General features: G+C 65.9%; 14 protein-coding genes. 7 read left to right on the top strand and 7 right to left on the bottom strand.

Annotated elements, in window-relative coordinates:
- Positions 1–2: 2 nt before the first annotated feature.
- From BM052_RS00490 to BM052_RS00480, 3 genes are all read right to left on the bottom strand, one after another.
- Positions 3–1241: a serine palmitoyltransferase gene (locus BM052_RS00490; protein ID WP_091142010.1), complete on the bottom strand. Its 1239-nt coding sequence runs from the start codon at positions 1239–1241 to the stop codon at positions 3–5.
- A 6-nt stretch (positions 1242–1247) separates the two neighbouring features.
- On the bottom strand, positions 1248–1487 hold the full coding sequence (locus tag BM052_RS00485; protein ID WP_091142009.1) for an acyl carrier protein: 240 nt from the start codon (positions 1485–1487) through the stop codon (positions 1248–1250).
- 121 nt (positions 1488–1608) lie between these two features.
- A complete protein-coding gene (locus BM052_RS00480; RefSeq protein ID WP_091142007.1) occupies positions 1609–1971 on the bottom strand; it encodes a response regulator in 363 nt (120 codons plus the stop codon).
- Positions 1972–2135: 164 nt separating this feature from the next.
- On the opposite strand from BM052_RS00480, the gene BM052_RS00475 reads away from it, so the two are divergent.
- Genes BM052_RS00475 through BM052_RS00455 form a run of 5 tightly spaced genes read left to right on the top strand, consistent with a single transcriptional unit; the run spans position 2136 to position 5346 of the window.
- Complete coding sequence (locus tag BM052_RS00475; RefSeq protein WP_369821483.1) at positions 2136–2345, top strand: DUF3572 family protein; 210 nt, start codon at positions 2136–2138, stop codon at positions 2343–2345.
- On the top strand, positions 2342–2986 hold the full coding sequence (locus BM052_RS00470; RefSeq protein WP_091142004.1) for an HAD family hydrolase: 645 nt from the start codon (positions 2342–2344) through the stop codon (positions 2984–2986). Before BM052_RS00475 ends, BM052_RS00470 begins: the two co-directional genes overlap by 4 nt.
- A complete protein-coding gene (locus tag BM052_RS00465) occupies positions 2983–3447 on the top strand; it encodes a RidA family protein (RefSeq protein WP_091142002.1) in 465 nt (154 codons plus the stop codon). Before BM052_RS00470 ends, BM052_RS00465 begins: the two co-directional genes overlap by 4 nt.
- Complete coding sequence (locus BM052_RS00460; protein ID WP_091142001.1) at positions 3428–4213, top strand: glycerophosphodiester phosphodiesterase family protein; 786 nt, start codon at positions 3428–3430, stop codon at positions 4211–4213. Before BM052_RS00465 ends, BM052_RS00460 begins: the two co-directional genes overlap by 20 nt.
- Positions 4210–5346 carry a GNAT family N-acetyltransferase gene (locus tag BM052_RS00455; RefSeq protein ID WP_091141999.1) on the top strand — a complete coding sequence of 379 codons (1137 nt, stop codon included), beginning with the start codon at positions 4210–4212 and terminating at the stop codon, positions 5344–5346. Before BM052_RS00460 ends, BM052_RS00455 begins: the two co-directional genes overlap by 4 nt.
- A gap of 153 nt (positions 5347–5499) precedes the next feature.
- Here the strand turns inward: BM052_RS00455 and BM052_RS00450 are convergent, their stop codons facing one another.
- The gene (locus BM052_RS00450) at positions 5500–6717 is read right to left on the bottom strand and encodes a hypothetical protein (protein ID WP_091141998.1); all 1218 of its coding nucleotides are present in this window, start codon (positions 6715–6717) and stop codon (positions 5500–5502) included.
- A 431-nt stretch (positions 6718–7148) separates the two neighbouring features.
- Positions 7149–7487: a hypothetical protein gene (locus BM052_RS00445; RefSeq protein ID WP_091141997.1), complete on the bottom strand. Its 339-nt coding sequence runs from the start codon at positions 7485–7487 to the stop codon at positions 7149–7151.
- A gap of 323 nt (positions 7488–7810) precedes the next feature.
- Between BM052_RS00445 and dksA the strand changes: the two genes are divergently transcribed.
- Together dksA and BM052_RS00435 are read left to right on the top strand one after the other, a co-directional pair.
- The gene (gene dksA / locus BM052_RS00440) at positions 7811–8269 is read left to right on the top strand and encodes an RNA polymerase-binding protein DksA (RefSeq protein WP_091141995.1); all 459 of its coding nucleotides are present in this window, start codon (positions 7811–7813) and stop codon (positions 8267–8269) included.
- A gap of 164 nt (positions 8270–8433) precedes the next feature.
- Positions 8434–8799: a PilZ domain-containing protein gene (locus BM052_RS00435; protein ID WP_091141994.1), complete on the top strand. Its 366-nt coding sequence runs from the start codon at positions 8434–8436 to the stop codon at positions 8797–8799.
- Positions 8800–8933: 134 nt separating this feature from the next.
- Here BM052_RS00435 and BM052_RS00430 read toward each other — a convergent pair whose 3' ends face one another.
- Complete coding sequence (locus BM052_RS00430; RefSeq protein WP_091141992.1) at positions 8934–9515, bottom strand: NUDIX hydrolase; 582 nt, start codon at positions 9513–9515, stop codon at positions 8934–8936.
- 80 nt (positions 9516–9595) lie between these two features.
- Positions 9596–12235 carry a methionine synthase gene (gene metH, locus BM052_RS00425; protein ID WP_091141990.1) on the bottom strand — a complete coding sequence of 880 codons (2640 nt, stop codon included), beginning with the start codon at positions 12233–12235 and terminating at the stop codon, positions 9596–9598.
- Between the last annotated feature and the right edge of the window lie 74 nt (positions 12236–12309).

Below are 12309 nucleotides of genomic sequence, written 5' to 3'. Positions count from 1 at the left end.
TCTCAGCCCAGGATGCCCACTGCCTTGCCCGCGCGGGTGAACATGCCGATGATCTGCTGCACTTGCGCCGCCGAATGCTCGGCGCAGAGCGAGCAGCGCAGCAGCGTCATGTTCGCCGGGGTGGCGGGCGGCCGGGCGAGGTTGACGTAGAGCCCCTCGTGCAGCAGCGCCTCCCACATCGCGGCGCCGCGTTCGAGATCGGGCATGATGACCGCGATGATCGCGCTCTGCGGGCTATCGGTGCCGAGCTGGAAGCCCGCGTCCTTGAGGCCCTTGTGCAGCGTCTTGGAATTCTCCCACAGATGCGCGCGCTTGGCCCCGGCGTGCATCAGCTTGCGGATCGAGGTGCGGGCGGTGGCCACCACGCTCGGCGGCAGGCTGGCGGTGAACACGTAGGGGCGGCAGACCAGGCGCATGATCTCGAACTTGGGATGGTTCGAAACGCAGAAGCCGCCGACCGTGCCGACCGACTTGGAGAACGTGCCGATCACGAAGTCCACCTGGTCCAGGCAGCCCTGGTCCTCGGCCACGCCGCGCCCGTTGGGCCCGATGAAGCCCATCGAATGCGCTTCGTCCACCAGCACCATGGCGCCGTACTTCCTGGCGACCGCGATCATGTCCTTCAGCGGCGCGATATCGCCCAGCATCGAATAGACGCCCTCGAGCACCACCAGCTTGCCGGCGCCGTCGGGAATGCGGCGCAGGCGCTTTTCCATCGCCTCGATATCGTTGTGCTTGAAGGGCACCACTTCGGCGTCGCCCATCTTGCACCCGTCCCAGATCGAGGCATGGCTGTCGATGTCGAGGACGATGTAATCGCCCTTTCCGGCGATGGTGGAAATGATGCCGAGGTTCGCCTGGTAGCCGGTCGAGAACACCATGGCATGATCCATGGCGTAGAATTCGCACAGCGCCTGCTCCACCGCGCGGTGCCCCGCGTAAGTCCCGTTCAGCACGCGGCTGCCGGTGGTGCCGGAACCGAAATCGTCGAGCGCCTGCTTGCCGGCGGCGATCACGTCGGGATCGAAAGTCATTCCCATGTAGTTGTAGGTGCCGAGCAGGATCGTCTCGCGCCCGTTGCACATCGCCACGGTGGGCGAGAGCACGCGCTCCATGACGAGCCCGAACGGATCCTCGACGCCCGAGTCCAGCAGGTTGCGGCGCATTTCGATCAGCGGATCGAACTTGCTGAACAGGTCGGTGTGGCTGACGGTCATGTTGTCGCTGAGCATATCGGTCATGGTCCTTCAGCCCCGCAGCTTCACTACGGCGTCCACGAGCTGGCCGTAGTTCTCGATCTCGGCCTGCTGGTTCATCGAGATGATGATGTCGAACTCGTCCTCGATCGCGGCGACGAAATCCATGACGGTCAGGCTGTCGAACTCCAGGTCGTCGGTAAAGCGGGTTCGGTCGGTGATCGCCACCTCCTTCTTGTTGAAGGGCGCGATCAGCGCGGCGATCCGGGCGGAGGTCTCTTCGCGATCCATTGTCTTGTCAGCTCCGATAGCTTCGGATGGCTCTCTGGCCGGGAAATGCGGCGCAAAAGCGGCGCGCGGGGGCAAAGTCAAGCGCGCGTCGTCCTGAATCGCGATCCGTTCGCCGTCCCATCTACAGCAATGCCCTTACCGCCTGCATGAACGGACCGATCGAAACCGGCTTGGCAAGATAGCCCTCGGCGCCCGCTTCGCGGATGCGTTCCTCGTCGCCCTTGCCGGCATAGGCGGTGACCGCCAGCATCGGGATGGCGCGCAGCACCGGGTCCTTCTTGGCGGCTTCGATCAGGTCGAGCCCGGAGACGTTGGGCAGCTGGATGTCCATTATCACCAGGTTCGGCACGAACTGGCGCGCCCGTTCGAGCGCGTCGAGCCCGTCGGCCACCGGCTCCACCGCGTAGCCCTGGCTCCTGAGCACGTCGCAAAAGAGCTTCCGATTGAGATCGTTGTCCTCGACAACGAGGATTCGCTTTGCCATTCGACGCCCGAGCACCATGTTGAGGTCAAACCGCCCTATGCGCCAGGCAAGCGAGGCTGACAATTCTTAGAGAGCCGCCATCCCCCGGCCCGTCCTCCGGCCCATCCTCCCGCAAGACGCCCGGCGCGGATCCGCAGGCGCTGGCGCTCGGCGCGCTCGGCTGGGTGCTGGGCGACGGTGATCGCGCCGCCCGGTTCCTGGCGCTGACCGGCCTGACACCCGATGCCTTGCGCGCCTCGCTGGGCCAGCCGGCGACATTGGCCGCGGTGCTCGATTTCCTCTGCGCGCACGAGCCGGACCTTGTCGCCGCCGCCGACGTGCTGGGGGTGGACCCGCGGGAGCTTGCCGGCGCGCGCGAAAGGCTGGGCGCATGAACCGGCCGCTGCTGATTACCGACTGCGATGAAGTGCTGCTGCGCATGATCGCGCACTTCCGCGACTGGCTTGCCGAGGACGAGGGGATTGCCTTCGACATGGCGCGGGGCGAGTTCCACCAGTCGATGCGCCGGATCGATAGCGGCGAGGTGCTGGAACACCAGGAGATGTGGGCATTGCTCAATCGGTTCTTCGATGGCCAGATGCACCGCCAGACCCCGGTGGAAGGCGCGGCCGAGGCGCTGCGGGCGATTCGCGAGCACGCGGATGTCGTCGTCCTGACCAACCTGCTCGATTTCCGCCGGGAGGCGCGCCGCGCGCAGCTGGCCGGGCATGGCATCGATTTGCGGGTCTTCACCAACCAGGGGCCGAAAGGGCCGGCGCTCCAGGCGATTCTCGACGAATACCGGCCGGTCCGCGCGGTCTTCATCGATGACCTGTCGCAGCACCACGGCTCGGTCCGTGAAGTCGCGCCGCACGTGCGCCGCCTGCATCTTTGCGCCGAGCCGCTGATCGCGCCCCATATTGCCTGCGCCCATGCGGCCGGCCATGCCCATGCCCGAATCGACCAGTGGGAAAACGCCCTGCCGTGGCTGCTCGAAAGCCTGACCTGCGAAGAAAAGGACCTGCAAGCGAAATGAGTGAGATCGACAATCGCCTCGCGGCTCTCGGCCTGATCCTGCCCGAACCGGCCGCGCCGGTCGCCGCCTACGTTCCGGTGGTGGTCGCCGGCGGGCTGGCCCATGTCTCGGGCCAGTTGCCGTTCGTGGCCGGCGAGCTGGTGACCGGCCGGCTTGGCGAGGACGTCTCGCTGGAAGAGGGGATCGAGGCCGCGCAGGCCTGCGGGGTGATGATCCTGGCGCAGCTCAAGGCGGCGCTGGGCTCGCTCGATCGGGTGGAGCGGGTGGTCAAGCTGGGCGCCTTCGTCAACTCGGCCGGCTATTTCACCGATCAGCCCAAAGTCGCCAATGGCGCCTCCGAACTGATGGTCGCGGTGTTCGGCGAGGCGGGCAGGCATGCCCGCAGCGCCGTCGGCGTGCCGGTCCTGCCGCTGGGCGCCGCCGTCGAAGTGGACGCCGTCGTTGCTGTTCGCCCTGCTTGACCGCTGGCGTTCGCCGCCGCCCGATCCGCGCAAGGTCGGGTGGATCGGCGAACACGACTATGCCCACCGCGGGCTGCATGGGCCCGGCGTGCCGGAAAACTCGCGCGCGGCTTTCGCGAAGGCCGTCGCCGGCGGATATGGCATCGAACTCGACGTGCGGCGATCGCGCGACGGATCGCCGGTGGTGTTCCATGACGATGTGCTCGATCGGCTGACGGCCGAAACCGGGCCGGTCGCACGGCGCAGCGCCGCGCAGCTCGGCGCCATCGCCCTGGCCGGCGGCGGCGAGACGATCCCGACGCTGCGCCAGGTGCTGGCGGATGTCGCCGGCCGCGCGCCGGTGCTGATCGAGATCAAGTCCGAACGTGACGCCCACGTCGCCGCGCTGTGCCTGGCGGTGCGCCGCGTGCTGGAAGGCTATACCGGGCCGCACGCGGTGATGGGCTTCGATGCGCGCGTCTCGCACTGGTACTGGAAGCATTCGCCGCATACGGTGCGCGGGCTGGTCGTTTCCGAGGGGGAGGACCGGGCGCTGCCGGGCACGCTGCGCCGCCGCCTGGCGCTGTGGCGCGCGCGGCCCGATTTCCTCGCCTATGACGTGCGCGACCTGCCCAGCGGTTTCGCCGCCGGGCAGCGCCGCCGGGGCCTGCCCGTGGTGGCCTGGACCGTGCGCGGCGCGGAACTGGCCGCGCGCGCCGCCGCCCATGCCGACGCCGATCTGTTCGAAGGCGGGAAGGCGGATCGTGCGGTTGGGCCGCCGGCATGAGCGAGGGCGAATTCACCGCGCGGATCCACCCGTCGGTCGGCGCGCTTCCGGCCGGCGAGTGGGACGCGCTGACTTCGGGCGACAATCCCTTCGTCAGCCACGCCTTCCTGGCGGCCATGGAAGAATCGGGCAGCGTCGGCGGGCGCAGCGGCTGGCGGCCGGTGCCGATCGTCATCGCCGGCCCGGACGGCCGGCTGGCCGCCGCGCTTCCCGCCTATCTCAAGGATCATTCGCAGGGCGAATACGTGTTCGATCACGCCTGGGCCGATGCATGGCACCGCGCGGGCGGGTCCTACTATCCCAAGCTGCAGATCGCGGTGCCGTTCACGCCCGCTACCGGGCCGCGCCTGCTCACCCGCCATCGCGAACTGGCCCTGCCGCTGCTGCGCGCGGCCGAGACGCTGTGCCGCGACAGCGGCCTGTCCTCCGCCCACGCCACTTTCATCGAACCGGCGCAAGTGCCGCTGTTCGAGCAGGCCGGCTGGCTGCTGCGCGAGGATATCCAGTTCCACTGGGAAAATCGCGGCTATGCCGGTTTCGAGGATTTCCTGGCGGCGCTTTCCTCGCGCAAGCGCAAGGACTTGCGCAAGGAACGCGCCAAGGCGCAGGACGGGGTGGAAATCCGCAGCCTGCGCGGCGCCGAGATCACGGAAAGCCATTGGGATGCCTTCTGGGGGTTCTACCAGGACACCGGCGCGCGCAAGTGGGGGCGGCCCTATCTGACGCGGGCGGCCTTCACGCTGCTGGGCGAGGCGATGGCCGACCGGATCCTGCTGGTCATGGCTTTTTCGGACGGCGCGCCGGTTGCCGGCGCGCTCAATTTCATCGGCGGCGAGGCGCTCTACGGCCGCTACTGGGGGGCGCGCGTCGACAAGCCGTTCCTGCACTTCGAGCTGTGCTACTACCAGGCGATCGATGCCGCCATCGCGCTGGGCCTGTCACGCGTCGAGGCCGGCGCGCAGGGCGGGCACAAGCTGGCGCGCGGCTACGAGCCGGTGCGCACGGTTTCGGCGCATTACATCGTGAACCAGGGCCTGCGGGCCGCGGTCGCCGACTACCTTGAACAGGAACGCGCCGGTATCGCCCGGGACCAGATCTGGCTCGGCGAACGTTCGCCATTCCGCAAGGATTAGGGCATCGCGCCCAAGAATCCCGTCCATCCCGCTCGCAGTAGATTGATCGGAACTCTTGTTCCCCCTTCCCTTCGTCAGTTTCGGGAACTGAAATCAATCAGAATAGAGTTCGAGGTTCGCAGTCCCATGGGTCTGGCCAGATTGGCGTTCAGCTCAAGTGCCCGGCACCTTTACTTGAACGAAGAGGTAACCTTCGGATGTCTGGCCGTTGGCAAGGCTGCTTGTGTAGCGCACCTGCACTGGTCCTCGGAATGTCGTGCCAAGTCTGCGAAGGCGCAGAAAATCTGGTTCGACAGGCACCGCCGTTGCCGAAAGGTCGACGGCTAGCGAAGACGGCTCGCTGGAAGTCGCGCTGACTAGGGTTCTGGTTGCGGATTCGAAGGTGAACGGCACGATATCGTTGCAGCTGGGATAACGACGAGAAGCACTGTTACATCCTGTCAGAATGGTCGAATCGTCGGGCACGAGCACTTCAGCATAATCGGGGGCAGCCATAAAGGGCGCGGGAACGGGAGCTTGCAAGGCGGCAAAACCGGCGGCGATCTGGCGCATTTGCGCCGCATCGATCACGGCAATGCGCGATGCATTGGGATTAGGCCAACTGCTGGCAAGAGTTCTGAAGTCGACCATGATATCGAAACGGAAGCCCCACGCCCAACCGCGCACCGTATCGGCATTGGCAAGATCGGTGGGGACCGCCGCATTGTAGCGCGCCATCAGGCCAGCCATCGCGTCGAGCTGAGCCGGAGGACTTCCGAACTGATATCGGCTTCGGTCGAACAGGGCGCGGATCGCTGCAGGGTCGGTCAGATCGAGTCGGCCGGTCGCGGCGATCTGCTGCGCCATGTAACGGGAACTATCGAGAAGGGTGACGTTGAAATCGACCGGATCACCATTTGTATCCTTGAGAACGGCGGCCATCGCTAACAGCTGCAGATTGAGCCGGGTCAATTGCATGGCGTTGTGGCGCGCATCAGCATCGCTGCTGACAAGTCCGAGCGCCGGGTTGAACGTGGTCAGCCCGATAGATCCGCGAAGGGCGTTCGCGCCTATATCAAGGCCAAGCGCACTGCGAACGTTCGCTTCGGAGCCGGCGGCATCAATCAGTGCGGTCAGCGGCGAGATTACCGTGGCGCCGGCGGGTGCGCGCATCTGAGCGAAAAAAAGCGCGGTCGAAGCGTCGATCCCGGTCGCCTCCATGCGGACCGTGGCTTTTGCGGGAATTGTCCCTGTATGGATTGCGGGAGCAAGCGCGCTGATCGAGCGACCGAAGCGCCCGTCTATCGCCGTGCTGCTTAGCGCATCTCCGGCATCGCCGAAGGTGCCGTTGCCATTGGCGTCAAAATTGATGCGAGCGAGCAGCGGCCCCATCGCGGAAGCTGCGAAAACCGTAGTGCCTGCATCACCTGTAGGCGCAGGTGTTGGCGTTCCGCCGCCCCCACCCGCTGTCGGTGGAGTGCTGGTTCCCGAAGATCCGCCACCTCCGCATCCGGTCGTGATAAGACATAGGCCAGAGCAAAGCATTGCCAGCGTGAATTTTTGATGCATGGAGAAGGTCAACTCGCAGGCTATGTGGACTTGTTCTGGCCTAAGCAATTTCCTGTGAGATGACAACAGTTTAGTGGCGCGCCGGAGGGTATGCCACCGAACCCGCTCAGGCTGAGCTCGTCGAAGCCCATGCGCGGTGCTGGCACCATGCCTTCGACAAGCTCAGGACGAGCGGGGTCCCAATCCAGATTCGCATCTCTGCGCGTGGAGACCGCCGATGGTCCCGACGTTCGCCGGGATGGCGGGTTATGCGTTCAGGCGGCCTTGCGGCTCGATGCGGCGAGCCATTCGCGGGCGCGGCGTTGGGCTTCGGCGATTTCGCGGGCGGTCATCTCGTCGGCGACTTCGGCGCGGCAGATGGCTGCCTCCTCGTGGCCGGCGACGGCAGCGAGGTTGAACCACTTGTGGGCTTCGATCAGGTCACAGCCGGCGCCGTGGCTGCCGGTCGAATACGCGACGCCGAGGTCGAAGTAGGCCGAACAGTCCCCCTGCGCGGCGGCAGCGAGGCATTCGGCGACCAGCAGGTCCTCGGCGGCGAAATCGGCCGCGGTGGCGGGTGTGAATCGATATTCCTTGATCCAGGCAGTTTCCATCTCTCGTTACCCCCTTGTGGTGTTACTTTGTCGTATTGCCCCCTCTTCCGACCACCTAATCGGTCTTCCGATGCGGCCACGCTGGGCCAGGGGTAGTCAAGAATCAGTTAACGCTGTCTAGGAATGTTTGCGAAACCACGGCCCGGATGCGCCGAAACGAAACCGCGCCGGGGAATTTTGTGGACGGCCGAGCATATAAGCTTGTGCCCGGAAAAGTGCGGACCTATAGGCGCGGCAACCACGGATCGTTGTTCGGTTGCCGGAAAAATCCGGGGCTGCAGGGCGTTGGCGGTCCGCGGAGGACACGTGCGGAGTTTCTCTGGATGGCAACGACCCTGACTGACGAAATTGATGTACTCGCCAAGGCGAGGCGCGCGATCGGCGGCGCCTATGTTCCCGCCGACGACGAGCCTTATATGAGCGAGGCTCAGCAAGACTATTTCCGCAAATTGCTGATGGCCTGGAAGCGATCCATCCTGGACGCGGCGGCCGGCACGCTGCAGCAGCTTCAGGACGGCCCGATCCGCGAGCCGGATCTCAACGATCGCGCCTCCAGCGAGACCGACTGGGGCATCGAACTGCGCACGCGCGATCGCCAGCGCAAGCTGATCGCCAAGATCGATTCGGCGCTGCGGCGGATCGAGGAAGGCGAATACGGTTATTGCGAGGTGACGGGCGAACCGATCGGCCTCGGCCGGCTCGAAGCGCGTCCGATCGCGACGATGACGGTCGAAGCGCAGGAAGCGCACGAGCGCCGGGAAAAGGTTTCGCGCGACGATTGACGCCGGACGGCCCGGTTCCGGGCCGGAACGCACCGGCGTTGCCGCGCCCGTTAAGTGTTTGTTTGCCATTATCGCATATATCCCGATGTGGTGGCGCGTTCTCGCGCAGTCACGCGGCGTGCGTGAACGCGGGGCGGGTGGGTTCGAACACCGGACGGAAGCTCATGAACGAAGGTGACAATCGGCAGATCGCGCGCGACAGCCTGTTCCTCATGGCGGATCTGCGCATCGACGGTCTTGAAGGCGAATACCGCATCAAGGTCCGCAATCTGTCCGCCGGCGGCATGATGGGCGAAGGCCCGGTGCGCATCGTGCGCGGCTCCATCGTCGAAGTGAACATCCGCAATGTCGGCTGGGTCAAAGGCTCGGTGGCCTGGGTGCAGGACAACCGGTTCGGCGTGGCCTTTCGCGAGGATATCGATCCCAAGCTCGCCCGCGCGCCGGTCGGGGTGGGAGAGGATCCCGCACCGCGCTTCACGCGCAATCATCAGGCGCACCATTCCGGCGGGACGACGCTCCGCAAGATTTAGAACTTCGAACCGAAAATCTGAATCGCCCCGCTCGTCCGGAGCTTGTCGAAGGGTGACGAGCGGGTCTCGATTTGGATTTGGGGTTCATTGCGCCAATGCCGGCTCTTCTGGAGCGAGGCCTGGCTGCGTTTCCATCACCCCATGTCGGGATCAGCCCATAGCTCCGGCCGGCGCAGCAGCAGCGCCTGGGCCAGGATCAGCGTCTTGGCGTCGGTCAGCGCGCCGGACAGGACCATGCCGCGCAAGTCGTCCAGGCCGATCTCGTGCACGCGGATGCATTCGTTCTCGTCGTGCGCGCCGCCGCCGCCCCCGACCCGATCCGCGCTGGAGTAGCGGGCGAGATAGAGCGTGATCCGCTCGGTCGAGACCGGGGGCAGCGACCATATCCGGGTGACGTGTTCGATCCGCGAAAGGCGCAGCCCGCCTTCCTCCATGGCCTCTTCGACGATCCGCTCCTCCGGGCTGGCGCCATCGAGGTTGCCGGCGATCACTTCGAGCAGCGGCGGCTCGCCCGCCGCGAGCACGCCGGCGCGAGGCTGGTCGATCAGCGTGCAGACGCGCCGCACCGGATCGTAAGGCAGCACCGCCACCGCCGAGCCGTTGTCGAGCAGGTGCCGCTGGGCGCGGCTGCCGTCGGGCATGTCCAGTTCGAGCTGGAAGAACTTGTACCAGCCGTCGTAGACAAGCGTCCTGGCGGCGATGCGCGCGGTGGTCATGGGCCTGGATTACCCGTCGCGCGCCATGTTGCAAGTGCGAAAGGAAGCGGCCAGTCCGGGCCAGTCCAGGTCAGTCCAGGTCAGTCCAGGTTCGGGCGCAGCCAGCGCTCGGCCACGGCGAGTTCCATGCCGCGCCGCCCGGCATAGTCCTCCAGCTGATCCCGGCCGATGCGCGCGACGCCGAAGTACTGGCTTTCCGGATGGGCGAAGTAGAAGCCCGAAACCGCCGCCGTGGGCAGCATCGCCTGGCTTTCGGTCAGGATGATGCCGGCATTTTCCTGCGCCTTGAGCAGATCGAACAGGATCGGCTTGAGCGAGTGGTCCGGGCAAGCGGGATAGCCGGGCGCCGGGCGGATGCCGCGATACTCCTCGCGGATCAGCGCTTCGTTGGTGAGCTGCTCGCCGGGCGCATAGCCCCACAGGGCGGTGCGCACGTGCTGGTGCAGCCGCTCGGCGAAAGCTTCGGCGAAGCGATCGGCCAGGGCCTTGAGCAGGATGTCCGAATAATCGTCATGCGCCGCCTTGAAGCGTTCGAGATGCGGTTCGATGCCGTGGATGCCCACCGCGAAGCCGCCCAGCCAGTCATCCTGCGTGTCGATGAAATCGGCCAGGCAAAAATTTGCGCGCCCGCGCGATTTCTTGAACTGCTGGCGCAGGAACGGAAGGCGGATTTCCTCCCCCGCCGGGAAACCGGGGGACAGGATCACGTCGTCGCCATCGCGCCGGCAGGGCCAGAAGGCGCAGACCGCCTTGGCCGTCAGCCACTTTTCCGAGACGATCCTGTCCAGCATCGCCTTCGCATCAACGAACAGCGAACGGGCGCTTTCGCCGACCACTTCGTCTTGGAGGATACCGGGATAAGTGCCCGCCAGTTCCCAGGCGCGGAAGAACGGCGTCCAGTCGAAGATCTCGACCAGGTCGGCAAGGTCCCAGTCCGCGAAGACGTGCCGGCCCGGCCGCGCCGGCGCCGGCGGCTTGTCCGCGAAGTCCGGCTGGTAGCCGTTCGCCCGCGCCTCGGCGATCGGCAGCAGGTCCGACTGGCCCTTGCCGGCGCGCGCCTCGCGCACTTTCTGGTAATCGAGCGCGACCGAGGACTTGAAGCCTTCGGCCTGCGTATCGGACAGCAGCTGCGAGGCGACGCCGACCGCGCGGCTGGCATCGAGCACGTGGATCACCGGGCCCTTGTAGGCCTGGTCGATGCGCAGCGCGGTGTGGACCTTGCTGGTGGTCGCGCCGCCGATCAGCAGCGGGATGTGCATCTGCGCGCGCTGCATTTCCTCGGCCACCGTCACCATCTCGTCGAGCGAAGGCGTGATGAGGCCGGACAGGCCGATGATGTCGGCCTGGTGCTCGTTCGCGGATTCGAGGATGCGGGTCCAGGGCACCATCACGCCCAGGTCGATCACTTCGTAGCCATTGCACTGCAGGACCACGCCGACGATGTTCTTGCCGATGTCGTGCACGTCGCCCTTGACGGTCGCCATGATGATCCGGCCCTTGGCCTTCGCGCCCGCCTGTTTCTCCGCCTCGATGAACGGGATCAGGTGGGCGACCGCCTTCTTCATCACGCGCGCGGACTTGACCACTTGCGGCAGGAACATCTTGCCCGAGCCGAACAGGTCGCCGACGACGTTCATGCCGTCCATCAGCGGGCCCTCGATGACCTCGATCGGCCGCCCGCCGCGATCGAACGCGGCCTGGCGCGCTTCCTCGGTATCCTCCACCACGAAGGCGTCGATGCCCTTGACCAGCGCATGTTCGAGCCGCTTGGTGACTTCCCAGCCGCGCCATTCCTCGGCGGCCTTCTCGGCCACGGCATCCTTGCCCTTGTAGCTTTCGGCGAGCTCGATCAGGCGTTCGGTGGCGGTCTTGCCATCCTCGCCCAGGCCGGGCCGGCGCATCAGGATCACGTCCTCGCAGGCTTCGCGCAAGGCCGGATCGATCTGGTCGTAGACGTCGAGCTGGCCGGCGTTGACGATCGCCATGTCGAGCCCGGCGGGAATCGCGTGGTAGAGGAACACCGAATGCATCGCCCGCCGTACCGTCTCGTTGCCGCGGAACGAGAACGAGAGGTTGGACAGGCCGCCGGAGAAGTGGACGTGCGGGCAGGCCGCGCGGATTTCCTCCACCGCCTCGATGAAATCGAGCGCGTAGCGGTCATGCTCCTCGATGCCGGTGGCGACCGCGAAGACATTGGGATCGAAAATGATGTCCTCGGGCGGAAAGCCGATGCCGGTCAGCAGCTTGTAGGCGCGCTTGCAGATTTCGACCTTGCGCTGCTTGGTATCGGCCTGCCCGGTCTCGTCGAAGGCCATCACGACCACGGCGGCGCCATAGGCCATGCACTTGCGCGCCTGTTCGAGGAACGGCGCCTCGCCCTCCTTCATCGAGATCGAATTGACGATCGGCTTGCCCGAAACGCATTTCAGGCCCGCTTCGATCACTTCCCACTTCGAAGAATCGATCATCACCGGCACCCGCGCGATATCGGGCTCGGCGGCGATCAGCTTGAGGTAGGTGGTCATGGCCTCGACCGCGTCGAGCAGGCCTTCGTCCATGTTGACGTCGATCACCTGCGCGCCGTTCTCGACCTGCTGGCGCGCCACTTCGACGGCGGCGGGATAATCGCCGGCCATGACCAGCTTCTTGAACTTCGCCGAGCCGGTGACGTTGGTGCGCTCGCCGATATTGACGAAACGGGCGGAGGACTGGGTGTTCACTTGGAAAACTCCGTTCGTGCCGGGCGAATTCGAGACACGTTGATCGGGGGCCGGCGCGGACGTGTCTCGACTTT

The organism is Novosphingobium sp. CF614 (assembly GCF_900113255.1).
Taxonomy (GTDB): domain Bacteria; phylum Pseudomonadota; class Alphaproteobacteria; order Sphingomonadales; family Sphingomonadaceae; genus Novosphingobium.
The sequence above is the reverse complement of the archived record's forward strand: the minus strand, read 5'-3'. Positions and strand labels throughout refer to the sequence as shown.

Coding starts and splice junctions, on each gene's coding strand:
- BM052_RS00490 (WP_091142010.1), bottom strand. CDS start 1,241: ATGACCGATATGCTCAGCGACAACATGACCGTCAGCCACACCGACCTG.
- BM052_RS00485 (WP_091142009.1), bottom strand. CDS start 1,487: ATGGATCGCGAAGAGACCTCCGCCCGGATCGCCGCGCTGATCGCGCCC.
- BM052_RS00480 (WP_091142007.1), bottom strand. CDS start 1,971: ATGGCAAAGCGAATCCTCGTTGTCGAGGACAACGATCTCAATCGGAAG.
- BM052_RS00470 (WP_091142004.1), top strand. CDS start 2,342: ATGAACCGGCCGCTGCTGATTACCGACTGCGATGAAGTGCTGCTGCGC.
- BM052_RS00465 (WP_091142002.1), top strand. CDS start 2,983: ATGAGTGAGATCGACAATCGCCTCGCGGCTCTCGGCCTGATCCTGCCC.
- BM052_RS00455 (WP_091141999.1), top strand. CDS start 4,210: ATGAGCGAGGGCGAATTCACCGCGCGGATCCACCCGTCGGTCGGCGCG.
- BM052_RS00450 (WP_091141998.1), bottom strand. CDS start 6,717: ATGGGGCCGCTGCTCGCTCGCATCAATTTTGACGCCAATGGCAACGGC.
- BM052_RS00445 (WP_091141997.1), bottom strand. CDS start 7,487: ATGGAAACTGCCTGGATCAAGGAATATCGATTCACACCCGCCACCGCG.
- dksA (WP_091141995.1), top strand. CDS start 7,811: ATGGCAACGACCCTGACTGACGAAATTGATGTACTCGCCAAGGCGAGG.
- BM052_RS00435 (WP_091141994.1), top strand. CDS start 8,434: ATGAACGAAGGTGACAATCGGCAGATCGCGCGCGACAGCCTGTTCCTC.
- BM052_RS00430 (WP_091141992.1), bottom strand. CDS start 9,515: ATGACCACCGCGCGCATCGCCGCCAGGACGCTTGTCTACGACGGCTGG.